The sequence below is a fragment of the Streptosporangium sp. NPDC002544 genome (assembly GCF_040295965.1).
In the GTDB taxonomy this organism is placed as follows: Bacteria; Actinomycetota; Actinomycetes; order Streptosporangiales; family Streptosporangiaceae; genus Streptosporangium.
In genome coordinates this window covers 23,620-45,910 of record NZ_JBEOWJ010000043.1, presented here as the reverse complement: position 1 = coordinate 45,910, position 22,291 = coordinate 23,620, and the positions used below count along the sequence as shown (strand labels likewise).

The 22,291-nt window shown below is 70.4% G+C and carries 21 protein-coding genes and 2 tRNA genes; 7 read left to right on the top strand and 16 right to left on the bottom strand.

Annotation, left to right across the window (positions count from 1 at the left end):
* Positions 1 to 47 precede the first annotated feature (47 nt).
* The 5 genes from ABT061_RS42220 to ABT061_RS42200 are packed head-to-tail and all read right to left on the bottom strand — an operon-like array spanning position 48 to position 6,532.
* Positions 48 to 1,004 carry an ABC transporter ATP-binding protein gene (locus ABT061_RS42220; RefSeq protein ID WP_350928897.1) on the bottom strand — a complete coding sequence of 319 codons (957 nt, stop codon included), beginning with the start codon at positions 1,002 to 1,004 and terminating at the stop codon, positions 48 to 50.
* A complete protein-coding gene (locus tag ABT061_RS42215; RefSeq protein WP_350928895.1) occupies positions 1,001 to 1,999 on the bottom strand; it encodes an ABC transporter ATP-binding protein in 999 nt (332 codons plus the stop codon). The genes ABT061_RS42220 and ABT061_RS42215 overlap by 4 nt, the downstream gene beginning before the upstream one ends.
* Positions 1,996 to 2,868 (bottom strand): ABC transporter permease, encoded by an 873-nt coding sequence (locus tag ABT061_RS42210; RefSeq protein ID WP_350928893.1) that lies wholly within the window; start codon positions 2,866 to 2,868, stop codon positions 1,996 to 1,998. Before ABT061_RS42210 ends, ABT061_RS42215 begins: the two co-directional genes overlap by 4 nt.
* Positions 2,865 to 3,860, bottom strand: coding sequence for an ABC transporter permease (locus tag ABT061_RS42205; protein WP_350928891.1), 996 nt, complete (start codon positions 3,858 to 3,860; stop codon positions 2,865 to 2,867). Before ABT061_RS42205 ends, ABT061_RS42210 begins: the two co-directional genes overlap by 4 nt.
* Positions 3,857 to 6,532 (bottom strand): family 78 glycoside hydrolase catalytic domain, encoded by a 2,676-nt coding sequence (locus tag ABT061_RS42200; RefSeq protein WP_350928889.1) that lies wholly within the window; start codon positions 6,530 to 6,532, stop codon positions 3,857 to 3,859. Before ABT061_RS42200 ends, ABT061_RS42205 begins: the two co-directional genes overlap by 4 nt.
* A 336-nt stretch (positions 6,533 to 6,868) precedes the next feature.
* Between ABT061_RS42200 and ABT061_RS42195 the strand changes: the two genes are divergently transcribed.
* The gene (locus ABT061_RS42195; RefSeq protein ID WP_350928887.1) at positions 6,869 to 8,071 is read left to right on the top strand and encodes a serine hydrolase domain-containing protein; all 1,203 of its coding nucleotides are present in this window, start codon (positions 6,869 to 6,871) and stop codon (positions 8,069 to 8,071) included.
* A 316-nt stretch (positions 8,072 to 8,387) separates the two neighbouring features.
* On the opposite strand, the gene ABT061_RS42190 is transcribed toward ABT061_RS42195, so the two are convergent.
* Both ABT061_RS42190 and ABT061_RS42185 read right to left on the bottom strand, forming a co-directional pair.
* A tRNA-Ala gene (locus ABT061_RS42190) sits at positions 8,388 to 8,460 on the bottom strand.
* A gap of 19 nt (positions 8,461 to 8,479) precedes the next feature.
* Positions 8,480 to 9,910: an MFS transporter gene (locus ABT061_RS42185; RefSeq protein ID WP_350928885.1), complete on the bottom strand. Its 1,431-nt coding sequence runs from the start codon at positions 9,908 to 9,910 to the stop codon at positions 8,480 to 8,482.
* A gap of 109 nt (positions 9,911 to 10,019) precedes the next feature.
* Here ABT061_RS42185 and sigJ point away from each other — a divergent pair, with 109 nt between their 5' ends.
* Together sigJ and ABT061_RS42175 are read left to right on the top strand one after the other, a co-directional pair.
* Entirely contained in the window at positions 10,020 to 10,916 is an 897-nt protein-coding gene (gene sigJ, locus ABT061_RS42180) for an RNA polymerase sigma factor SigJ (protein WP_350928883.1), read from the top strand.
* Between the two features lie 36 nt (positions 10,917 to 10,952).
* On the top strand, positions 10,953 to 12,146 hold the full coding sequence (locus ABT061_RS42175; protein WP_350928881.1) for a phytoene desaturase family protein: 1,194 nt from the start codon (positions 10,953 to 10,955) through the stop codon (positions 12,144 to 12,146).
* Between the two features lie 62 nt (positions 12,147 to 12,208).
* Here ABT061_RS42175 and ABT061_RS42170 read toward each other — a convergent pair whose 3' ends face one another.
* The 4 genes from ABT061_RS42170 to ABT061_RS42155 all read right to left on the bottom strand — a co-directional run bounded on the left by ABT061_RS42170 (position 12,209) and on the right by ABT061_RS42155 (position 15,203).
* Positions 12,209 to 13,438 carry a CynX/NimT family MFS transporter gene (locus ABT061_RS42170; protein WP_350928879.1) on the bottom strand — a complete coding sequence of 410 codons (1,230 nt, stop codon included), beginning with the start codon at positions 13,436 to 13,438 and terminating at the stop codon, positions 12,209 to 12,211.
* A 311-nt stretch (positions 13,439 to 13,749) separates the two neighbouring features.
* Entirely contained in the window at positions 13,750 to 14,397 is a 648-nt protein-coding gene (locus ABT061_RS42165) for an SRPBCC family protein (protein WP_350928877.1), read from the bottom strand.
* A gap of 66 nt (positions 14,398 to 14,463) precedes the next feature.
* Positions 14,464 to 14,844, bottom strand: coding sequence for a hypothetical protein (locus ABT061_RS42160; RefSeq protein ID WP_350928875.1), 381 nt, complete (start codon positions 14,842 to 14,844; stop codon positions 14,464 to 14,466).
* Positions 14,841 to 15,203: a hypothetical protein gene (locus ABT061_RS42155; RefSeq protein ID WP_350928873.1), complete on the bottom strand. Its 363-nt coding sequence runs from the start codon at positions 15,201 to 15,203 to the stop codon at positions 14,841 to 14,843. Before ABT061_RS42155 ends, ABT061_RS42160 begins: the two co-directional genes overlap by 4 nt.
* Positions 15,204 to 15,289: 86 nt before the next feature.
* On the opposite strand from ABT061_RS42155, the gene ABT061_RS42150 reads away from it, so the two are divergent.
* Positions 15,290 to 15,787 carry a 2-thiouracil desulfurase family protein gene (locus ABT061_RS42150; RefSeq protein ID WP_350928871.1) on the top strand — a complete coding sequence of 166 codons (498 nt, stop codon included), beginning with the start codon at positions 15,290 to 15,292 and terminating at the stop codon, positions 15,785 to 15,787.
* Here ABT061_RS42150 and ABT061_RS42145 read toward each other — a convergent pair.
* Entirely contained in the window at positions 15,784 to 16,434 is a 651-nt protein-coding gene (locus tag ABT061_RS42145) for a hypothetical protein (RefSeq protein WP_350928869.1), read from the bottom strand. The genes ABT061_RS42150 and ABT061_RS42145 overlap by 4 nt on opposite strands.
* 50 nt (positions 16,435 to 16,484) lie before the next feature.
* Between ABT061_RS42145 and ABT061_RS42140 the strand changes: the two genes are divergently transcribed.
* Positions 16,485 to 17,162 (top strand): response regulator transcription factor, encoded by a 678-nt coding sequence (locus tag ABT061_RS42140; RefSeq protein WP_350928867.1) that lies wholly within the window; start codon positions 16,485 to 16,487, stop codon positions 17,160 to 17,162.
* Entirely contained in the window at positions 17,159 to 18,499 is a 1,341-nt protein-coding gene (locus ABT061_RS42135) for an ATP-binding protein (protein ID WP_350928865.1), read from the top strand. The genes ABT061_RS42140 and ABT061_RS42135 overlap by 4 nt, the downstream gene beginning before the upstream one ends.
* Positions 18,500 to 18,935: 436 nt before the next feature.
* On the opposite strand, the gene ABT061_RS42130 is transcribed toward ABT061_RS42135, so the two are convergent.
* The 4 genes from ABT061_RS42130 to nadD all read right to left on the bottom strand — a co-directional run bounded on the left by ABT061_RS42130 (position 18,936) and on the right by nadD (position 21,153).
* Positions 18,936 to 19,008: transfer RNA gene (locus tag ABT061_RS42130), tRNA-Ala, on the bottom strand.
* A gap of 130 nt (positions 19,009 to 19,138) precedes the next feature.
* Positions 19,139 to 19,765, bottom strand: coding sequence for a histidine phosphatase family protein (locus tag ABT061_RS42125; protein ID WP_350928863.1), 627 nt, complete (start codon positions 19,763 to 19,765; stop codon positions 19,139 to 19,141).
* Positions 19,762 to 20,169, bottom strand: coding sequence for a ribosome silencing factor (gene rsfS, locus ABT061_RS42120; RefSeq protein ID WP_030924760.1), 408 nt, complete (start codon positions 20,167 to 20,169; stop codon positions 19,762 to 19,764). Before rsfS ends, ABT061_RS42125 begins: the two co-directional genes overlap by 4 nt.
* Before the next feature lie 312 nt (positions 20,170 to 20,481).
* On the bottom strand, positions 20,482 to 21,153 hold the full coding sequence (gene nadD / locus ABT061_RS42115) for a nicotinate-nucleotide adenylyltransferase (protein ID WP_350928860.1): 672 nt from the start codon (positions 21,151 to 21,153) through the stop codon (positions 20,482 to 20,484).
* 74 nt (positions 21,154 to 21,227) lie between these two features.
* On the opposite strand from nadD, the gene ABT061_RS42110 reads away from it, so the two are divergent.
* Entirely contained in the window at positions 21,228 to 22,253 is a 1,026-nt protein-coding gene (locus tag ABT061_RS42110; RefSeq protein WP_350928858.1) for a M48 family metallopeptidase, read from the top strand.
* Positions 22,254 to 22,291 lie beyond the last annotated feature (38 nt).

The window sequence follows — 22,291 nt, the reverse complement described above, 5'->3', positions numbered from 1 at the left end:
GACGCGCATTGCCTTGCCTTCTTTCTCGGGGACTGATGGAGCCGATGTCAGCGGACAGCGGGCTCGAACGGGTGGTAGCAGGCGACCTCGTGCCGCGGGGACAGCTCGTCCAGCGCGGGCGGAGTGGCCGTGCAGGCAGAGGTGACGGACGGGCACAGCGCGGCGAAGCGGCAGCCGGGCAGGAGCCGGCCGTCCACATCGTCGGTCCCGGTCCTGGTACGGATCCGGGGCGCGAGATCGGTGGTCAGGTCCAGTGACGGCACGGCGTCCTGGAGGGCGACCGAGTAGGGGTGGCGTGGCCTGTTGGCGATGTCCGGCGCGGCGCCCTGCTCGACCACCCGCCCGGCGTACATCACGGCGGTCCGATCGCACAGGGACGCGACGACGCCGAGGTCGTGGGAGATGAACAGCATGGCCAAGCCCTGCTCGGTGCGCAGTTCGGCCAGCAGTTCCAGGATCTGCGCCTGGATGGAGACGTCCAACGCGGAGACCGGCTCGTCGCAGACGAGCACCTCGGGCCGCAGGATCGTGGCCCGGGCGATCGCGGCCCGCTGGCACTGGCCTCCGGAGACCTCGTTCGGTCGGCGGACCGCCATCTGCTCGGTGACGCCGACCCGGTCGAGCTCGGCCAGCGCCCGCGCGCGCCGTTCCTTCGAGGTGCCCTGGCCGTGCACCCGCAGCGGCTCGGCGACCGAGTCGAGCAGCGACCTCTTCGGGTTGAACGACGCGGCCGGGTTCTGGAAGATCGCCTGCACCGACGCCCGCAGCCGCCGATCGTGGACGCCCACGGGCGTGCCGTGCAGCGTCAACCGGCCGCCGCTCAGTGGGACCAGGCCGAGCATCGCCCGTGCCGTGGTGGACTTCCCGCAGCCGGACTCCCCGACCAGACCGAGGATCTCCCCTCGATAGAGCCGCACCGAGACATCCGAGACGGCTTCGGGGCCGCCGCCGTACCGCACGGAGCCGTTCTCCAACGTGAAGATCGGCTGCTTCTGTTCCGTCATCGGCTCGCCTTTCCTGGGTGCCAGCAGGCGTACTCGTGGCCGGGGACGTCGCCGAGCGCGAGCAGCGGCGGCTGCTCGTCGCGGCAGCGTGGCGAGGCGTGCCCGCACCGGGGCCCGAAACGGCAGCCGGGGGGCGGGTCCAGCAGGTTGGGCGGCTGCCCCGGAATCGGCCGCGGCAGGGACTGCTCAGCCGCGCGGTGCCGCGGGATCGCGGCCATGAGCGAGCTGGTGTAGTGCATGCTCGGCCGGGCGAAGACGGCCCGTACCGGCCCTCGCTCGGCGATCCGCCCGGCGTACATCACGGCGACCTGGTCGGTGTGGCGGCCGACGACGCCGAGATCGTGGCTGACCATCACCAGTCCGATCCCGAAGCTCGCGCACAGCTCGTCGAACAGGTCGAGGATGCGGGCCTGCACGGTGACGTCCAGCGCGGTGGTCGGCTCGTCGGCGAACAGGAGCTTGGGACGGCAGGCGACGGCCATCGCGATGGCCACCCGCTGGCGCATTCCGCCGGACAGCTCATGGGCGCGGGCGTGGACGCGCCGGGCGGCCTGCGGGATGCCCACGGTCTCCAGCAGCTCGACCGCCCGCGCCGCGGCCTGGCTGCGGGTCACCCGGGGGTCGCGGCGGACCGCCTCGGCGATCTGCTCGCCGATCGGCGTGATCGGGTGCAGCGCGCTCAGCGGATCCTGGAAGACCATGGCGACCTCGCGTCCCCACAGCGCCCGGCGGCGGCGCTCGCCGAGATCCAGCACCGAATGTCCGTCGATCACGATTTGACCGCTGATCCGGGCCGTGCCCGATCGGGTGAGCCCCATCGCGGTGCGGGCCAGCACGCTCTTACCCGAACCCGACTCCCCGACGATGCCCAGGCGCTCGCCGTAGCCGAGTTCGAGACTCACATGGTCGACCGCACGGACCGTCCCGGCAGCGGTCGGGAACTCCACGACCAGGTCCCGGATACTCAGCAGCGTGTCGTTGGCAGCGGAGGTCATCGCACACCTGCCGTCGCGGCGTCGGAACGGGACAGGAAGCGGTCGGCGATCAGGTTCAGTCCGAGAATGGTCAGCAGCATGAACATCGACGGCACCGCGACCAGGCGCGGATCCTCGCTGATGAAGATCCGGCCGTTGTTGATCATGCTTCCCCAGGAGGGTTGCTCCGGTGGCACGCCCATCCCCAGGAAGCTCAGGCCGCCCTCGATGAGGATCGCCGAGCCCACGCTGACCAGCGCGTACGCCAGGACGGGCTGGAGGATGTTGGGCAGCACGTCGCGCACCACGATCGACCACGTCCGGGTGCCGATCACCTGACTCGCCTCCACGTACTCCCGGCCGGCCACCGACATCGTCTGTGCCTTGGCCAGCCGGACAAACACCGGCGTCATCGGCACCAGGATCGCGATCATCACGTTGCTGACCGAGGCCCCGAGGAACGAGGCCAGCGCCAGTGCCAGCACCAGCCCGGGGAAGGCGAGGATCACGTCCACGACGAAGGAGATGGCCGCGTCCACCCGGCCCTTCAGATAGCCCGCGAGCATGCCGAGCGGCACCCCGATGACGGCGGCCGCGGCGACCGAGCCGAACCCGATCCCGAGCGAGATCTGCGCCCCGGACAGAGCACGGGCGAGCAGGTCACGACCGTAGTTGTCGGTGCCGAGCCAGTGCTGGGCGGAAGGACCACTGAGTCGCTCGGTCGCCGACATGGTCTCGGTGTCGAGCTGGAGGAAAAGCGGCAGTGCCAGCGCGGCGAGGGCGAGGAGCCCGAGCCAGGTCAGCGACAGCGCGTCGGTCAGCCGCCAGGCACGCAGCCGCCGGCGCCAGGTACCGGCGGCGCCCACCGCGGGGAGAAGTCCTGTGCTCACGCGACCGGCACCTCGCGCGCGCGCCTGACCTGGCGGCCCACCGTCCGCGTCTTCCGCAGCCGGGGATCGATGAAGCCGTACAACAGGTCCACGACCGCGTTGATCAGCACGAACGACGTGGCCGCCACCAGCACGACTCCCTGCACGGTGACGTAGTCTCGGGCGCTGACCGACTGGGCCAGGATCGACCCCAGACCGGGCAGGCTGAACAGGTTCTCGATGATCACGCTCGATCCGATCAGCATGCCGACCACCACGCCGAGTGAGGTGGTGAGCCCGAGCAGGCTGGGCCGGAACGCGTGCCGCACGGCCATCCGCAGCGGCGAGATCCCTTTGGCACGGGCCACGTTCATGAACTCCTGTCCGTACGTCTCGACGAGGTCGGCCCGCAGTACCCGCTGGTAGAGCGCGGCCGGCCCGGCAGCGAGCGCGAGGGCGGGCAGGAACAGCGAGCCGAGGTTCTGCCCCAGTCCGGCGCTGACCGGGATGAAACCGTTGGCCGGGTAGAGCCCGAGTTTGATGGCGAACACCCAGATCAGCACGAACGCGAGGACGAAGGAGGGCACCGATACGGCCACGAACACCAGCGAGCTGATGCCGCGGTCCACCGCGGTCCCCCGCTTGATCGCGGCGACGGCGGCCAGGGGCACGGCCACCGCGAGCGCGATGATCTGGCTGAGGACGATGAGTTCGATGGTGACCGGGGCCCGCTGGAGGATGATGTCGGCGACCGGCTGCCGGTTGGCGTAGGAGCGGCCGAAGTCGCCCCGCAGGATGTTGCCCAGCCAGCTCACGTAGCGGTCGGCCAGCGGCTGGTCCAGCCCGAGCTCCTGGCGCAGGGCCGCCACCGACTGGGGGGTGCCCGACTCGCCGAGAATCGCCCGGGCCGGGTCTCCCGGCAGCAGGTTGAGGCTCAGGAAGCACAGCATCGACACCACGATCAGCACGGCCGCCAGCCGGGCCAGCCGCAGCACGACCGTCCGCGTCCTCATCGCGAACCCAGGTGCACGCGGACCGTGTGACGGCCGGGGCCGAGCCGGACCTGCCCGGCACCGGCGGTCGCGCCCCCGGCCTCCAGCGCGGCGCCGACCGGTGCGTGCACGGTCGCGTACGCGGCACCGGGCACCTCCAGCTCGTGCTCGACGACCTCGCCGGACCATTTCCAGTCGCTGCGGATCGGGCCGACCGGGCTGTCATAGGCGGCCCTGACCCAGTCGAGTTCGCGACTGTAGCGGGCGCGCACGACGACCTCTCCGGTCCAGGTGGTCTCGGTGGCGTCGATGCCCGCCACGCCCTCGAAGAGGTGACGGCCGACCGCGCCGAGGGCGCAGTGGTTGAAGGAGTTCATCTCGGCGGTGGCCAGCGACCCGTCCGGCTCGATGCCGTTCCACTTCTCCCAGATCGTCGTCGCGCCCTGGCCGACCATGTAGAGCCAGCTGGGCATCTGGTCGCGGAGCAGCAGCCCGGTGGCGAGGTCCGTGTGCCCGTGGGCGCTCAGAACGGGCAGCACGTGCTCGACGCCGTGGATCCCGGCGGTCACGTATCCGATTCGCTCGATGCTCTCGCGTAGCCGGTCGGCCATCGCCCACGCGGCCTCGCCCCGCACCAGGCCGTACCCGACGGCCTGGGCATAGGCGGTCTGGGTCGCCTCCTTGATGCTGCCGTCCGGCAGCAGGAACGCCCCCAGGTAGGCGGCGCGGATCTGCTCGGCCCTGGCCGCCAACCGGGCCGCCTCACCGTCCTCGCCCAGCCAATGGGCGATCTCGGACAGCTGGACGAAGGAACGGTAGCTGTGCCCGGTCCCGACGATCGGCCGGGGCGTGGTCGAATACGCGCCGGTGTATTCGAACCCGGGGTGCCGCTCCAGCCCGTCGCGCTCGGGCAGGGACAGCCAGTCCCCGAAGTCCGCGCCGGTCTGGTTGACCCGCAGGCCGTCGGGGTTGGCGCGGTCGACGTGGTCGAGGAAGCGCACCATGGGCTCGAACAGGCGCCGCGCGGCGGCCAGCTCGCCGTACCGCTGGACGAGCAGGTGCACCAGCCGGATGAAGCCGTCGGACCAGCCTGGCGCACCCGGTCTCAACGTGCCCGGCGGCACGGCCGGCGCGTAGTTGCGGATGCCCCCGTCGGAGTCCTGAGTGTCGGCCGCGTCCTGCGCGAACTTGGCCACGAACGCGGAGACGTCGAAGTGGTAGGCGGCGGTCGGGGCGATCACACCTGCGTCGCCCAGCCAGCCGTGCCGTTCGTCCCGCTGCGGGCAGTCGGTCGCCGCCTCCAGGAAGTTGTCCCGCACGGTCCACTCCACGTTGCTCGCCAGCCGGGTCAGCCGGTCGTCGGAGCACTCGAACCAGCCCGTCCGGCTGGGCAGCCCGGTGACGGAGCGCGCCTCGATCAAGGTCTCCGGCAGCACCTTGTAGGCGCCGTGCGGCGTCGTCGACGGCAACCCCCACACCTCGGCGTAGCGGAAACCGTGCATCGTGAACGAGGTCTCCAGGCGGTGCGGCCCCGGGTCGGGAACGGTGTAGCGGTCCTCCTGGAAGGCACCGCGCAGATTGTCGCGGTAGACCAGCAGGTCCGGCGTGAGGATCTCGCCGTGCCGCACGATCAGCTCGACCGAGGGCGTGCAGGGCGTGGTGAGCCTGGTCCAGCCGACCAGGTTCTGCCCGAAGTCGAAGATGGCCGGGCCGCGCGTGTGCTCGTGGACCAACCGGCCGGAGTGCGTCCGGTAACCGGTGATCGAGTCGTGCGGCTGCGGCAGCACCAGTTCGGGTGCCCCGGCGAAGGGCCGGGCCGGGGCCCACGCGCTGTCGTCGAACCCGTTCAGGTGCCAGCCCACGGGCTCCTGCCGCAGGTCCTGGATCTCGCCGCGCAGCAGGTCGGAGGCCTGGAGCGCGCCGTGCCCCGTGCGCCATTCGCCGTCGGTGGCGACGACGGGAACGCCGTCGACCTCCAGCTGCGCCAGGAAGGCCGGTTGGTCGCCGTAGTAGCCGGGCTCGCGGAGCAGGCCGAGACGTCCCGCGTACCAGCCCTTGGCCAGGACGGCGGTGAGGGTGTTGCGCCCGCGCCGCAGCGCCGCCGTGCCGTCGAAGGTCTGGTGGTGGACGCGGACGGCGTAGTCGGTCCAGCCGGGCCGGTACAGCTCGCCGGAGGTCAGTTCGACGCCGTTGAGCCAGAGGCGGTAGAGGCCGAGCGCGCTCGCGTACACCCGGACCGAGCCCACGTCCTCGACGTCGAACTCGCGCCGCAGGTACGGGCAGGGGTCCCAGCTCTCGCGCGGGAACGCCACCGGCTCGGCACTGATCCACTCAGCCCGCCAGTCGGCGGCCGAGGTCAGCCCGACCTCCCACGACGCGACGTCACTGGCCAGGCGCAGGCCGGAACGATCCAAGGCAGTGACCAGCCAGTGCAGCCGCTGGCGCGAGGCGGGCTCCGGCCCGCCGTAGCCCACCCAGGGGCGCTCGCCGCCACCCGACCACAGCACCGGACCGTCCCGCAGCGCGCGCTCCGAGGCTGCGACGGACACCTCGAAGGACGTGCCGGGATCGATCCGGGCGTCCGGCGCGACCGACCAGGACAGGCGCGGCGGCGTGCCGGGCATGCCCAGCGGATCGACGCGCCCCCCGGTGCGCAGCGAACTCAACGCCGGGCTTGTCTGCTGCCTCATCATCGCGAACTGCCCTTCTGGTTTACGGCCCTCCGGAACGCGCCTTTGTAACGCACCGTTCACACGAGCGGAATCGTGCGCCAATTCACGCCGAACTGTCAAGTATGAGAACCGAAGTTCATATACATGAACTTACCGCACATATTTGATCTACCACACATATATTTGATGGTTAGTTTCACATATGCCCGATTTGTCGGATAAGCAGGCCAAAGAGGCTCTTCAGTTCACGTATGTGAACACGCGTCTATACCCTTGACTCAGCGGCGCGCCGTAGGACAGCATCGCGCGGGTCGCTTCGATTACGGGGCGTCTCGCCGTCCGGAGAGGAACCGGCCCATGCAGACCGCGGTGAACCCCGCCTCCCACGGCCTCGCCCCATCGAGCCTGACCACACTCGACGAGCGGCTGCGCGAGTACGTCGACAACGGCGTCCTACCCGGCTGGCAACTCCTGGTGAGCCGGCACGGGCAGGTCGTCCACCGCCGCTCCCACGGCTTGGACAACCGCGATGACATGATCTTCCGGATCTACTCGATGACCAAGCCCATCACCTCGGTCGCCGCGATGATCCTCCACGAGGAAGGCCGCTTCGACCTGGCCGACCCGCTGGAGCGCCACCTACCGGCCTTCCACGACATGAGGATCTTCACCGGCGGCGACGCGGACGCCCCCGAGACCGAGTCCGCGCGGGGTTCCATCCAGGTCCGTCACCTGCTCCAGCACACCTCAGGCCTGTCCTACGGCGCTTTCCTGGACCATCCGCTGGACGGGATGTACCGCGCCCGTGGCCTCGGCTCACCGCAGCCCGCGGGCCGCGACCTGGCCGAGCTCACCGACGCCTGGGCCGGGCTGCCGCTGCTGTTCGAACCCGGCACCCGCTGGAACTACAGCGTCTCCACCGACGTCCTCGGCCGCCTGATCGAGGTCGTCTCCGGACAGGACCTGGACGCCTTCCTCGCCGAGCGTGTCTTCGCGCCGCTGGGAATGACCGACACCACCTTCACCCCGACCACGGCGCAGCGCGCCCGCCTCGCCCGCCTGTACACCCCTGACGAGACCGGCTACCTGGTCGAGCAGACCGGGGAGACGGTGCTGGAGAGCTCCGGTTTCCTGTGCGGCGGCGGCGGGCTGCTGTCGACCATGGCCGACTACCACCGCTTCACCCAGATGCTGCTGCGCGGCGGCGACACCCTCGACGGCGTCCGCCTGCTGGATCGCCGCACGGTGAGTCTCATGACCGCCAACCACCTGCCCGGCGGCGTCGATCTCGCCCAGGCCGCCGTGACGATCCCCGAACCCGGCCGCTACGACGGCCTCGGCTTCGGCCTCGGCTTCTCCACGGACCTGGATCCGATCGCCCGCGGCGTCACCTGCGCCCCCGGCCAGTACGGCTGGTCCGGCGCGGCCGGAACGACCTTCCTCATCGACCCCCGTCACCACCTGACCGCGATCTTCCTGACCCAGCTCCTGCCCTCCCCCCACACCGCCGCCATCCGAACCCTCCTCAGCCATCTTCTGCACGCCGGGCTGGAGGACTGACCGGGAAGGCCGTCCCAGGAACGCGCGGAGCGCCCGAACCCGCGCCGGTCATAGGAGATCACCCGACGGCCGGGCGGCTGCTGGACCTGCTTCACCCCGGTCTGCCGAAGTCGGTGCCCCGCCGCGTGCTGAGCGAGGCGGCGGGCAACCCGCTCGCGCTCAAGAACCCAACCGGCACAGCCCCGAAAGCAGGACTCGCCCTCCGGGCGGACCGCGCCAAAGATGTGGCCGTCAAACGGCGAGGTCCCGCCCGATCGAGATGATCGGACGGGACCTCGTCAACACACTTCAGGCCGTCTTGAGAACCGCCCTGAAGTGGAGCTATGGGGATTCGAACCCCAGACCTCCTCCATGCCATGGAGGCGCGCTACCAGCTGCGCCATAGCCCCTTGCGATGCAGATGAAATCTTAACCGACTTCAGACACCCCTCGCGCCATCATTCCGGACACGAGCGCGATGGCCGCCGACCCCAGGGCGCTCACGGTGATGATCCCGAAGGAGATCACGTAGGCGTCCCGGGACGGGATGGCGGTGCCGGCGACGGTGATGGAGGTGAGGAGCGCGGCGGTCGCGGCGCCGGAGAGGCTGCCGCCGATGGAGCGGACCAGGGAGTTGATGCCGCTGGCGATGCCGCTCTGGTCCCTGGGCACGTGCTGCACGGCGAGCGCGCCCAGCGCCGCGTAGGCGACGCCGAAGCCCAGTCCCTGCACCGCGTTGGCGCCGACCAGCTGGAGCACCGAGTCGTTGAAGAGGGTGAACCAGCCGAATCCGATCGCGCACAGGCCGGCGCCGAGAGCGAGGGAGTAGGCGGGGCCGAACCAGGCCGAGAGACGGCCGGCCATGAAGGAGGAGAGCAGCATGGTCACGGTGCTGGGCAGGGCGTAGAGACCGACGTCGAGAACAGATCCCCCGAAACCGTACCCAGCAGACGGGGGTGTCTGGATGAAGCTGGAGATCAGGGCGAAGGAGCCGAACATGGCGAAGCCCAGGAGCAGCGAGGCCAGGTTGGCCGGGAGGGAACGGCGGCCGACGAGCAGGTGGAGCCGTACCATCGGCGCCCGGAGCCGCAGCTGGCTGAAGACCCAGACGGCACCGAATCCGCCCGCGCCCGCGAACAGCCGCAGGACGGCTCCCGAACCCCAGCCCCAGTCGTTGCCCTTGGAGATCGCCAGCAGCAGGCAGACGAGCCAGGCGGACAGCAGTGCCGCGCCGATGAGGTCGGGGCGGCCTCCGGCACCGGTTCCGCCGCCGGGGGCGCTCAGCACGATGAGAACGATCGCGATCACGCCGAGCCCCGCGGTGATCCAGAAGACCGGGTGGTGGCTGGGGGTGCGGTCGGCGATCAGGCCGGTGACGATCATGCCGAGGCTGCCGCCGACGCCCATGGTGGCGCTGACCACCCCGATGGCCGTCATGACCCTGTCGGGCGGGAAGGTGTCCTTGATCATACCGATGGCCAGCGGCACCAGCGCCGCCGACGCGCCCTGCAGGGCCCGTCCGGCGATCAGTGCGGAAAAGGAACCGGACAGGGCGCAGACCAACGAGCCCAGGACGAGCAGGCCGACCGTGAACAGGATCATCCGCTTCTTGCCGTACATGTCGCCGAGGCGCGACAGCAGCGGCGTGGCCACCGCGGCGGCGAGCAGTGAGGCGGTGAAGACCCAGGTGACCTCGGCCACCGACACGCCGAAGGTGGCCATCAGCCGGGGCAGCAGCGGGATGACCACGGTCTGCTGGACGGAGACGACCATCCCTGCCGCGGAGAGTGCCACCAGGGTCAACCAGAGATGTCTGCCCTGCTGCGCGGCGCCCGGTTCGACGACGATCGTTCCCGTCACTGCACACTCCTTCGCTGCCGACTTCTGCTCTCGCATGGTAAGGCGCGGCAGTAAACAGCTGTTTACCGGGCTATGTCACACCGGAGGGCCGTGATACGTCTATGCCCCTATGGCCGTTGAGCGTTTCGAAGGACACCGCGACCTGCTGACCGGGGTCGCCTACCGGATCCTGGGCAGCGTGACCGACGCCGAAGACGTGGTCCAGGAGGCGTGGCTGCGCTGGTCGGGGGTGGACGCCTCCCAGGTGCGGGACGACCGCGCCTACCTGGTCAGGGTGGTGACACGGCTCTCCATCGACCGGCTCCGGCGGGTGCGGGCCCAGCGGGAGTCCTACGTCGGGCCGTGGTTGCCGGAACTGGTCGTCACCCCGGATGTGGCCGAGCACGCCGAACTGGCCGACTCGGTCGAGTTGGCGCTGCTCGTGGTGCTGGAGACCCTGTCCCCGCTGGAACGTGCGGTGTTCGTGCTGCGGGAGGCGTTCGACATGCCGTACGCGGAGATCGGCGAGGTGATCGGGCGCAGCGAGGCGACGACCCGGCAACTGGCCCGGCGCGGCCGGGAGCACGTCCAGGAGGGCAGACCGAGGTTCGAGGTGAACCGGGGGCTGCGGCGCAGGCTCACCGAGCGGTTCGCCGCGGCGGCCGTGACCGGAGACCTGGAGGCGCTGACCACGTTGCTCGCCGAGGACGCGTCGCTGGTCAGCGATGGCGGCGGCAAGGTCAAGGCCCCGCTGCGGGTCATCAGGGGCGCGGGCAGGGTGGCGCGGTTCCTGTCCTCGATCGGATCCGAGACGGGCGCGCGGAGATTCATGGAGAGCCTGGGCGCCGAGTCGTTCCCCGGCTTCGAGGTGGAGATCGCGGAGGTGAACGGCGGGCCCGCCGCGGTGGTGAGCGTGAGCGGGCAGCCGATCACGGTGTTCTCGCTGGTCGTCGAGGACGGACTGATCAGGACCGTCTTCCTGGTGGCGAACCCGGAGAAGCTCTTCCGGCTGAGGGGATCGCGGTGATGTCACGAACGGCGCCCCGCGCTCCGTCGTGAGGGCATGACACCAAACACGCGAGACATCAGCATCGTCGGCGGCGGGCTCGCCGGGCTCACCGCGGCCATCGCGTGCGCCGAAGGCGGCGCGCGGGTCACCCTCCACGAGGCCCACCGGGAGCCGGGCGGCCGGGCCCGCAGCACCGCGGCCCCGTACATCGCCAACGACGGCCCCCACGTTTTCTACTCCGACGGCGAGCCATGGCGCTGGCTGGTGAGAAGAGGTCTGGTCGGGCCGTACACCAAGCCCACGCCCGGCAAGCTCGCGAAGGGCAGGTTCCGGCACGGCGACCGGCTGTCCGCCATGCCACCCTGGTCACTGCTGAGGGCGTGCACCAAACGGCGACTGCGGGCCCCGGTGGACGAGGAGTTCAGGACCTGGGCCACCCGGCACTTCGGTGAGGAGGCCATGCGGGCTCTCGCCGGGCTGGTCGGTGTGATCACCTACGACGCCGACGCCGGACGGCTGTCGGCGGCGTTCGTCTGGGAGCGAGTGCTGCGGGCGACCGCGCCGAGGTATCCGGCACCGCGCTACATCGTCGGCGGCTGGGGGCGGGTGATCGAGCGGATGGCCGTACACGCGCGCGGTCTGGGCGTGCGGATCGAGACCGGCTCGCGGGTGGACCGCCTGCCCGAGGACACCCCCGTGATCGTGGCGACCTCACTGGACGCCGCCAGGACGCTGCTCGGCGACGGGTCGCTGCGCTGGGAGAGCGGGAAGGCCGTCCTGCTCGACCTCGGCCTCCGGGTGAGCGGCGACGACCTCTTCCTCGTCTCCGACCTGGACGAGGGCGGCTTCATGGAGCAGTACGGCCTGGCGGACCCCTCGCTCGCCACCAACGGGCAGACCCTCTGCCAGCTACAGATGCCGGTCAGAGCGGGTGAGACGAAGGTCGAGGCGGTGTCCAGGGCGGAGCGGGTGGCAGATCTCGGGCTTCCCGGCTGGCGGGAGCGGACGACCTGGCGGCGGGAGGCCACCTGCAACGGCCGCACCGGAGCGCTGGACCTGCCGGGGACCACCTGGCGGGACCGGCCCGCGATCGACCGGGGGGACGGCGTCTGGCTGGCCGGTGACTCGGTGGCGGCCCCCGGCCTGCTCAGTGAGGTCTCCTCGCACAGCGCTCTGATCGCGGCGGAATCCGCCCTGCGGGCCATCCGGCGAGCGGGCCATCGGGAGCCGCACTCGTCGATCGCCTGACGGCTGCGCCGGCGCGGCCTGTGCCGCCCCCGAGAGGGCACAGGCCGCGCGGCGAGGGAGGGTCAGCGTGCCAGAGCCCGCTCATCCTCCAGGTAACCCGGCCGCCCGGCGTACCAGCCGGCCACGAACTGCACCGCGACCACCCCGAGCAGCAGCAGGAACGGCAGCGTCCAGCCGCCGGTCGACTCGTGCGTGAAGCCGATGACCAGGGGTCCGGCGCCCGCGATGAGATATCCGGTGCTCTGCCCGAAGGCCGACAGCGCGGCTGTCGCCTCGGGGGTGCGGGTGCGCATGGCGAGCATGGTGAGCGCGAGCGGGAAGGACCCCATCCCGATGCCGACCAGGCTCGCGAAGAGCCACGCCAGGCCGACGGGCGCGAGCCAGAGGCCGAGGAAGCCGGCGACGTAGAAGACCACGAAGGCGGCGACCACGGGCCGCTGGTCGGTGAACTTCGACGCCATCCAGGGCACGAGGAGCGAGACCGGGATACCGATCGCGGTGAAGACGCCCAGCACCAGACCCGCCTGCCCGCTGCTGTAGCCACCATCGATGAGGATCTTCGGCAGGAAGCCGAACATGATGTAGGCGACCATGCTCTGGGTGCCGAAGTAGGCGGCGACCGCCCAGGCCAGCCTGCTGCGGAGCAGGGCGCGGGCACTCGTTCCCTCGCCCGCGCCGCGCCGCTCCGGCTCACTGCGCGCGAGCGCAAGCCACGGAATGGCGGCGACGGCGGCGAGCGCCCCCCACACCCCGAGGGCAACGTGCCAGTTGCCGTCGGTGGCCTGCTGGATGGGCACGGTCGCGGCGGCCGCGAGCATCGTGCCCACCGCGAGGGCCGTGGTGTAGACGGTGGTCATGATCCCGGCCCTGCCGGGGAAGTGGCGCTTGATCAGGCTGGGGATGAGCACGTTGCCCACCGCTCCGCCCGACAGTGCCAGGGCACTGCTGTAGAGGAACACCTCGGCCGAGTCCACCATCGAGCGGATGAGCAGGCCGGCGCCCAGGACGATGAGGGAGAAGAGCAGGAGGCGGTGCTCGCCGACCTTCCTGGCCAGCGCCGGGGTCAGCGCGCCGACCGAGGCGAAGATGAGCACGGGGAGCGTGGTGAGCAGCCCGACTCCGAGGGCGGTCATGCCGAGGCCGGAGGCTATCTGGTCGAGAACCGGCCCGACGCTCGTGACGGCGGTGCGCAGGTTCAGCGACGCGAGAACGATTCCCAGCACGAGCAACCAGGCGAGAGATCCTGTCGTTCCACCGGTGCGGCCCCTGGTCTGATGGGTTAGCACGCTCATGCTGGTTTCAGTCCTCCTCAGTGGTTTCATCCAATCGTAGGATGATTGGCTGACTGTAACTTTAACAGGACTGAAACCTCTGTTTGTTCCTGACCGACGCGTCGGGGTGGAGGTGATCGAAAACTGCTGACAATATGAAAGCCGGGCCACGCATCCCTTTACAGGGCGTGACCCGGCTCTCTCGCGCACCGGCGTGTCCCCGGCTCCGATGCCGAAGAACCCGGACGGTCAGGGCACCGGACATCTGGGGCCGCACCGGGCGAGCCTGCGATCCGGGCGGACATCAGGCGGTCATCCCGGACCCGCGAGCGTCAGACGCGTGGCCCCGGGGTGAGCGGCGGCTCCTCGCCGAGCCGGCGGCCGGCCGGCGGCAGCGGCTCGCCGCCGGGAGGCGGAAGCGCGGACTCCGGCGGGTAGCCCTGGCCCACGGTGCGCGGAGGTGCGGGCTCGTCAGAGCCGCGGCCACCTGTCGTGCCGGTGCCGCCGACCCGGGCACCGTGCTCGTGCGGTCCCGGCACATCCCCGCGCCAGGCGCCGGTCTCGCCACCGCGCGACTCGATGAAGGTCTTGAAACGCTCCAGGTCACCGCGGACCCGCAGGCGGACGATCTGCAGCCGGTCGCCGACGGTCTCGACGAACCCCTCGGGGTCGTACTCCATCTGGAGCGTGACCCGGGTGGTGTCCGGACCGAGGTGGTGGAAGGTCACCACACCGGCCTGGTGCGGCCGCTCGACCGATCTCCAGGCCACCCGCTCATCGGGGTGCTGCTCGGTTATCTCCGCCTGGAACTCCCGGCGGACCCCCGCGATCTCGACGACCCACGCGGTACGCGTGTCGCTGAGTTGCTTGATCGACTCCACGCCTTCCATGAATTCGGGAAAGCTCTCGAACTGGGTCCACTGGTTGTACGCGGTCCGGATCGGGACGTTGACGTCGACTGACTGTTCGATCGAGCTCATGACCGTGCCTCCCTTGTGGTTCGGTCGGTTCGGGAGGCAGACCTGCCCGGTGCGGTCCGGACCTAACTAGCGGCGCCGCAGAAGCCAGTAAAGCCCCAGGACTGGCAGCACAAACGGGATGAAGAGATATCCGCTTCCATAACCCGACCAGACTGTGGCACGCGGGAACGCCTCTGGGTAGACCATGCTGAGCGTGCCGACGATGAGCACCCCGGCCAGCTCGATCCCGCAGGCGACCAGCGCCAGGGGCCGGTTCCCCCTGGCCAGCGCGACGGTGAGCACGATGTAGACGGCGGCGGCGAACGCCGACAGCCAGTAGGCCAGCGGGGCCTCCTGCAGGCGCGTCGCGATCTGCACCGCGGCGCGGGCCCCCGCGGCCAGGGCGAACACCCCGTAGACCGCCACCAGCGCGCGGCCGGGCCCACTGCCGATCGCCGGCTCGCTCACGGCATCCCCTGCCAGACCTGGAGCAGCCGCCCGACCATGCCGGGAATCGCGAAGCCCGCCACCGCGACCACCGCGGGCCCCCAGCGTGAGCGCTCGCCGATCCCCCAGAAGGCCGCCACCGGCGGGATCACCACGCTGCCCGCCAGGTAGCCGATGAGCGTGGCCGAGCTCGCCGGCCCCTCGCCCCGCACCATCGCGGCGATCACGAACCCGGCCTGGACCAGCAGTCCGACCTCCAGCACCCCGAGCGCGACGAGGAGCACGGTGCCCATCGCTCTGTTCCGCATGGTGGTCAGGAGGCTGACCAGGCCGACCGCCAGGGAGAACAGGATCAGGCCGGTCGCGAGCGGGCCGATCATCGAGACCGCAGGGGATCGAAAAGCATGAGCAGTAGGGTACTGCCCGCCCCCCTCACCCCCTCCTGCACGGCGTCTATTCTGAGACCGTGGAAAGGATCCTGGTCAGCGCCTGCCTGATGGGGCGGAAGGTCCGTTACGACGGGGCCGCCAAGACGAGCGGCGACGCGCTGCTGGCCGCGTGGCGGCGCCAGGGGAGACTCGTTCCGTTCTGCCCGGAGGTCGAGGGCGGCCTGCCCGTCCCGCGCCCCGCCGCGGAGATCGAGAGCGGCGCCGGAGGCGCGGCGGTGCTCTCCGGGACGGCCCGGGTGCTGACCGCCGGGGGTGCCGACGTCACGGCCGCCTTCCTCGCCGGTGCTCAGGCGGCGCTCGCCGTCGCCAGGTCCTTCGACGTGAAGGTGGCGATCCTGAAGGAGGGCAGCCCCTCCTGCGGCAGCCTGACCGTCTACGACGGCACCTTCGCCGGCCGGCGCGTCCCCGGTCACGGAGTCACCTCGGCCCTGCTCGAACTGCACGGCATCGCGGTCTTCGGCGAGGATCGCATCACCGAGGCCGCCGCACGACTGCGCGAGATCGGCGAACCCTAGTATTCCCACAGGTCTGTACGGCTCTCCCCGCCGATGCAGAAGACCGCAGAGCCGTGCTCTCCCTTGACCAGGTCGACCCGGATCCACCCGGTGGCCGAGGCGACCTTGGCCTCGTAGCCCGCGTTGGGGGCCGCGGCGATCAGGCGGCACACACCGTTCTCGATGGCGAACGAGACCGAACCACCCTTGACGTTCACCACGCGCAGGTTCTCGGTCGAGATCGACCTGGTCTTGGTGGCCGCCGGCTTGGGCGCGGTGGGCGACGGCGCGCCGGATCCGGACCGCGAGGGGGACGGCGCCGACCGGGAGAGCCCGGCGTCCCGCGTGCGCACCGGCGCGGCCGTCCTCGACGGGGAACGGGCCGGCTGCGATCCGGCGGTATCCCGCGTGGGCGGGATGAGACGGGGCGCCGGGGTACGGACGGGTTCCGAGGAGGCCGTCGGCACGCCGATGACCTGCGGTCCCGTCGGCGCCCCCAGCGGGAGTCGCGAGTCTCCGGTGCGGCCGATGGCGGCGTTGAGGGGCTCGATACTCGCGTCCTCGAAGACCTCGCTGCGGAGCACGTCGCGGACGCCGAACCAGGCGACCGAGATCGCCAGGACGGTGGCTCCGCACCACACCGCTATGAACCCCAGCGTTTGCCGCATGTCACGGATTATTACGTTACATGTCCCACCATTCACTACCGTTACATGACATGGCGACAGTTCTGGTGGTCGAAGATGACGAGTACGTACGATCCGCGATCATTCAGGAACTCAGCAGGCGCCAGCACGTCGTGCGCAGCGCGGGACGTGCCCTCGACGCCCTGAGGGAGATCACCCAGAACCCCCCGGACGCGGTGGTCCTCGACCTCGGGCTACCCGACCTGGACGGGGCGGAGGCTCTCAAGATGGTCCGCAGCGTATCCAGTGTCCCCGTCATCATCGCCACGGCCAGGGACAACGAAGCGGAGATCGTCCGTCTGCTCCAGGCGGGGGCCGACGACTATCTGGTGAAGCCGTTCTCCGGCGACCACCTGAACGCCCGTCTGGACGCCGTGTTGCGCCGGGCGCGGAGCGCGACCCCACCGCCGCTACTGTGCGTCGGTGCGCTGTCGGTGGACCTGAACCGGCGCGAGGCCCATCTGGACGGCGTCCCTCTCACCCTCACCAGACGCGAGTTCGACCTCCTCGCCTACCTCGCCGCCCGCGCCGACCGGGTGGTCTCCCGTAAGGAGTTGCTCACCGAGGTGTGGCAGCAGTCCTACGGCGACGACCAGACGATCGACGTCCACCTGTCGTGGCTGCGGCGCAAACTCGGCGAGAGCGCGTCCTCCCCCCGCTACCTGCACACCGTACGCGGCGTGGGGGTCATGTTGATCACACCGTCGTGAGACGGACCCTGGCCCTGCTCACCGTCGCCGGGACCTCGATGGTCGCCCTGGCCTTCCTGATCCCGCTCGGGCTCATCGTCAGGGAGATCGCCTACGGCCGGGCCATGGCCGAGGCTGAACGGCAGGCGTCGGCTCTGGTCCCGGTGCTGGCCATCACCGTCGAGGAGACCCGGCTCACCCACGCGCTGCTCAGCACGGGCGCGCAGGACCGGATCGCGGTCCACCTGCCCGGCGGCGGCTCGGCCGGCACCGTCAGGGCCCCCGCCGAGACCGTGGCCGCCGCCTCCCGGCTGACCAGGGCCATCACCGCGGAGATGGACACCGGCTACCTCCTGCTGCGCCCGGTCGCCCTGGAGGGCGGGCGGACCGTGGTCATTGAGATCTTCATCCCCTCGGACGACCTCACCCGGGGCGTCGCCGCGTCGTGGGCCGTGCTGAGCGGGGTGGCGACGGTGCTCGTCGCCGGCTCCCTGCTGGTCGGCGACCGGCTGGGCGTCCGGGTGGTGCGTTCGGCCCGGCGCCTGGGCAGGGCGGCGAGCGCGCTGGGCGCCGGAGATCTCAGCGTCCGCATCGAGCCGGAGGGCCCACCCGAGCTGGTCGCGGTCGGTGAGGCGTTCAACAGCATGGCCGACCGCGTGGTCCAGCTCCTGGCCGCCGAGCGGGAGATGGCCGCCGACCTGTCGCACCGCCTGCGCACACCCCTCACCGCACTCCGGCTCAGCCTGGACCACCTGGGGCCCGAGGCCGAACAGAGCAGGAGCGCGCTGGGCCGCCTGGAAGCGGAGGTGGACCAGATCATCGCGGCGGCCAGGCAACCCTCCCTGGCGCCGGAGCTCGTCCACTGTGACGCCGCCGAGGTGCTGCGCGAGCGGCTGACCTTCTGGTCCGCCCTGGCCGAGGACCAGCAGCGCGCCTGGGAGTTGATCGGCGCCTCGACCTCCACGCGGGTTCCGGTCGCGGCAGGAGAGCTCAGCGCCGTGCTGGACGCCCTGCTCGGCAACATCTTCCGGCACACCCCCGAGGGCACGGCGTTCACGGTGACCCTGCACCAGGGCTCGGGCACCGTCGGCATGCTGATCGCCGACGCCGGCCCCGGGATCCCCGACCCGGAGGCGGCGCTGCGGCGCGGGAGCAGCGGCGCGGGATCCACCGGGCTGGGCCTGGACATCGCCCGCCGGCTCGCCGAGTCCACCGGCGGCACGCTGCGGATCGACGCCTCCTCCCTCGGCGGCGCCAGGGTCCAGCTCTGGTTCCGCACCGACCGGCACGATCGGCCTCCGCGCATCACCCGGCGCCTGGTCCGCGGCCGCTGGTCCCGCGGGAACGCACCGCGTTGAACAGCCCGCTGAAGGTCACCGTCATGCTTGTCGGGGAGACCATCGGGGTTTGCGCGACAGGCGCGTTTCTTCTCTTTTGTGGGTCCCGTGCCGGAAACGGGCGGGGCTTGGCCGTCGCCCGCCTCGTTCGAGGGAGGCGAGAAGCCGCTTCCCCCGGGGCACGGAGAAGTCAGACATTGGTTAGATCGCACGTAAGCACGCCTTAAGAGCAGCTAAAGCACGCTGTTTCGCCAATCCGGCTGCACGATCATGAAGGAGCGCGGAAGGGATCGCGTACGCCACCCGCGTCCGTGATCCCCCGCGCGTCTCACCGGGCCGGCCTCACGTTCAGACGGAGGGCGCGCGGCCGGCCCGGCAAGACGCGCCGAGATCCGCGGCCAGAAACGGAAACCGCCTCTGCCCTGCACAAAAGCGCAGGTCAGAGGCGGTTCAACTGTGGAGCTATGGGGATTCGAACCCCAGACCTCCTCCATGCCATGGAGGCGCGCTACCAGCTGCGCCATAGCCCCTGGTCACCGCTTCGAGTGCTCTCGTCGCGGCGCTTGGGAAGCATATAAGGACACCGACATGTTCACCTAATCGACGGCCACACGGCCCGCGCCCGCCACCGGGGCGCAAGCCGCACCGGCGAGGTCACTCCTAGGTGGCCTCGGGGCTGTCGTCGCTGCTGACCGGCTCGGGGAGGGTTCCGGCGTTGTGCTCCAGCAGGCGCCAGCCCTTGCGCGACTCCTCCAGCACCGACCAGGAACAGTTTCCCAGGCCTCCCAGGGCGGGCCAGAGCTCCTGCGGCAGGTTCATGAGCTTGGCGATGCCGAGCCGGATCGCCGCCCCGTGGGAGGCGACGACGAGCAGGCCGTCGGAGTCGACCTGCGCGGCCCAGCGGCGCACCGCCGAGGCCACCCTGTCGGCGACGTCGCCGACCTCCTCGCCGCCCGGCGCCTCCCAGGCCGCGAACTCCCTGGGCCAACCCGCGGAGATCTCCTCCCGGGTGAGCCCTTCCCACTGCCCGCCGCCCCGCTCTCGCAGATCCTTGTCGACCATGACGTTCAGGCCGGTGACGCGGGCCAGTGCCGAGGCCGTGTCGAAGGCCCGTTGGAGGTCGGAGGAGACGATCATGCTCGGGCGGAGCGCGGCGAGCAGCGAGGCCGCACGGGTCGCCTGCGCGATCCCGGTCTCGTCAAGCGGGATGTCGCTGTGGCCCTGGAAGCGGTGTTCGACGTTCCACAGCGTCTGACCATGTCTGAGACAGACGACGCGACGGCTCACTCAGCTACCGCCCCGCGGGCGCGCTGGGCGGCGACCTGGGTCACGCTGTCCGGCAGCGCGATGGAGGGGCAGTCCTTCCACAGGCGCTCGAGCGCGTAGAAGGTGCGGTCTTCCTCGTGCTGGACGTGCACGACGATGTCGATGTAGTCCAGCAGGACCCAGCGGCCCTCGCGCTCGCCCTCGCGGCGGACGGGCTTGGCGTCGGCCTCGATCCGCAGCCGATCCTCGATCTCGTCGACGATGGCGCGGACCTGGCGGTCGTTGGTGGCGGAGCAGAGCACGAACGCGTCGGTGATGACGAGCTGGTCGCTCACGTCATAGGCGAGGATGTCATCGGCCAGCTTGTCCGCCGCCGCCTCGGCGGCGAGCCTGACGAGCTGGATGGATCTGTCGGTTGCTGTCACGGTGTGGGTCAGTCCTCCTGCTAGTCGGCGCTGTCACCTATCAGGGTGCCCGATTCGGCGCTCGTTGAAGAGCCACCGTTCGAACAACGCCTATCGTGGGCCGCCCGATTCCGTACCGCAAACGGATTGGCGGTCTGATCGGGGGCGTACCGCGCGGTCGGGGCCGCGCCTGCCGATCTCGGGTGGGACGGGCAGGTGCCCGGGTCATTCGGCGATCAAGCCGGTTGAGCTGTGGACACCCGTCCCACGCAAACTTCTCAAATCATAGCGAAACACGTTCTAACTTGCGCCATTTCCGCAGATCATCGCGATTCACAGATTCTCTTCCGGCCTGCCCTGCCCCAACCGCCGGGGACGATCCCCCTCAGATGACGCCTTGCCGTAGAGGCCACGCTTGTTGATGTACTGGACGATGCCGTCGGGCACGAGGTACCAGATGGGCTCCCCGGCGGCCACCCGCTCGCGGCACTCCGACGACGAGATGGCCAGCGCCGGGATCTCCACCAGGCTGACCTTCCCCTCGGGAAGGCCGGGGTCGTGCAGGACGTGGCCGGGCCTGGTGGCACCCACGAAGTGCGCGATGGTGAACAGCTCGTCGACGTCGCGCCAGCTCAGGATCTGGGCCAGGGCATCGGCGCCGGTGATGAAGTAGAGATCGACGTCGGGCCCCCAGGCAGAGGAGATCTCCCGGAGCGTGTCGATGGTGAAGGTCGGCCCCGGGCGGTCGATGTCGACGCGGCTCACCGAGAAGCGAGGGTTGGACGCGGTCGCGATGACCGTCATGAGATACCGGTCCTCCGCGGCGGAGACGGTCCTGTCGGCTTTCTGCCAGGGCTGTCCCGTCGGCACGAAGACCACCTCGTCGAGGTCGAAGTGGTGGGCGACCTCACTGGCCGCGACCAGGTGACCATGGTGGATCGGATCAAAGGTCCCGCCCATGACGCCCAGGCGCCGCTTCCCCCGACCGGTAGGCGCGTTCATCATGAAACGGACCATACGCGCAAGCCGTACAGAGCTTTTAATCACCCCCCGCGCGTGGCAGGCAGACCCGACGTAGCATGCCGGACATGACCACCACCCCGGATCGCAACCGCGTGCAGCTTCCCGGCATCAGCTCACGCGCCTACGAACATCCCGCTGACCGGTCCGCGCTGGTCGCCCTCCGATCGCTCAGCGGATTCGACACGGTGCTCAAGCAGATGTCCGGCCTGGTCAGTGAGCGCCGCCTGCGCCTGATCTACCTCGCCTCGGCCGTACGCACCGGTGACACGCAGTTCCGAGCACTGCACGACATGGGCCGCGACGCGGCCTACACGCTCGACCTCCACCGCATTCCCGAGGTCTACGTGCAGCAGAGCCCGCTGGTGCAGGCGAAGGCGATCGGTTTCGACGACCCGTTCATCGTCGTCACGACCGGCCTGCTGGACCTGATGGATTTGGAGGAGCAGCGCTTCGTCATCGGCCACGAGACCGCCCACATCCTGTCGGGCCACGCCGTCTACCGCACCATGCTCGACATCCTGACCCGTCTGGCCACGCGCGTGGCCTGGATCCCGCTCGGCTACATCGGCCTGCGCGCGATCGTGGCCGGCCTGGAGGAGTGGCACCGCAAGTCCGAGCTCTCCGCCGACCGCGGCGGCCTGCTCTGCGGCCAGGACCCCGATGCGGCGCTGCGCGCCCTGATGAAGCTCGCCGGCGGCTCGCGCCTGCACGAGATGAACATCGAGGCCTTCCTCGACCAGGCACGGGAGTACGACACCGCGGGCGACGTCCGCGACGGCCTGCTCAAGGTCCTCAACCTGCTGGGCACCACCCATCCGTTCGCCGTCTCCCGCGTCGCCGAGCTCGACAAGTGGCGCCGCGGCGGCGAGTACGACACGATCATCGCCGGCGACTACCCCCGCCGCGCCGACGACTCCAACGCGAAGATCTCCGAGGAGGTCCGGGCTGCCGCCCGCTCCTACCGCGAGTCCTGGTCGCAGTCCCAGGACCCGTTCATCGGTGTTCTGCGCGACGTGGCGGAAGGTGCTGTCAACGCCGGGGAGCGCATCTTCAATCGCTTCTCCCGCCGCGATGGAAATTAGCCGCGAGTTCCACCAAAAGGGCCCGGACGGGCCCTTTT

What these genes read in the sequence shown, in the direction of transcription:
- ABT061_RS42220 (WP_350928897.1), bottom strand. Translation starts at nt 1,004, where the DNA reads ATGACGGAACAGAAGCAGCCGATCTTCACGTTGGAGAACGGCTCCGTG.
- ABT061_RS42215 (WP_350928895.1), bottom strand. Translation starts at nt 1,999, where the DNA reads ATGACCTCCGCTGCCAACGACACGCTGCTGAGTATCCGGGACCTGGTC.
- ABT061_RS42205 (WP_350928891.1), bottom strand. Translation starts at nt 3,860, where the DNA reads ATGAGGACGCGGACGGTCGTGCTGCGGCTGGCCCGGCTGGCGGCCGTG.
- ABT061_RS42200 (WP_350928889.1), bottom strand. Translation starts at nt 6,532, where the DNA reads ATGATGAGGCAGCAGACAAGCCCGGCGTTGAGTTCGCTGCGCACCGGG.
- ABT061_RS42195 (WP_350928887.1), top strand. Translation starts at nt 6,869, where the DNA reads ATGCAGACCGCGGTGAACCCCGCCTCCCACGGCCTCGCCCCATCGAGC.
- sigJ (WP_350928883.1), top strand. Translation starts at nt 10,020, where the DNA reads ATGGCCGTTGAGCGTTTCGAAGGACACCGCGACCTGCTGACCGGGGTC.
- ABT061_RS42175 (WP_350928881.1), top strand. Translation starts at nt 10,953, where the DNA reads ATGACACCAAACACGCGAGACATCAGCATCGTCGGCGGCGGGCTCGCC.
- ABT061_RS42170 (WP_350928879.1), bottom strand. Translation starts at nt 13,438, where the DNA reads ATGAGCGTGCTAACCCATCAGACCAGGGGCCGCACCGGTGGAACGACA.
- ABT061_RS42165 (WP_350928877.1), bottom strand. Translation starts at nt 14,397, where the DNA reads ATGAGCTCGATCGAACAGTCAGTCGACGTCAACGTCCCGATCCGGACC.
- ABT061_RS42155 (WP_350928873.1), bottom strand. Translation starts at nt 15,203, where the DNA reads ATGATCGGCCCGCTCGCGACCGGCCTGATCCTGTTCTCCCTGGCGGTC.
- ABT061_RS42145 (WP_350928869.1), bottom strand. Translation starts at nt 16,434, where the DNA reads ATGCGGCAAACGCTGGGGTTCATAGCGGTGTGGTGCGGAGCCACCGTC.
- ABT061_RS42140 (WP_350928867.1), top strand. Translation starts at nt 16,485, where the DNA reads ATGGCGACAGTTCTGGTGGTCGAAGATGACGAGTACGTACGATCCGCG.
- nadD (WP_350928860.1), bottom strand. Translation starts at nt 21,153, where the DNA reads ATGATGAACGCGCCTACCGGTCGGGGGAAGCGGCGCCTGGGCGTCATG.
- ABT061_RS42110 (WP_350928858.1), top strand. Translation starts at nt 21,228, where the DNA reads ATGCCGGACATGACCACCACCCCGGATCGCAACCGCGTGCAGCTTCCC.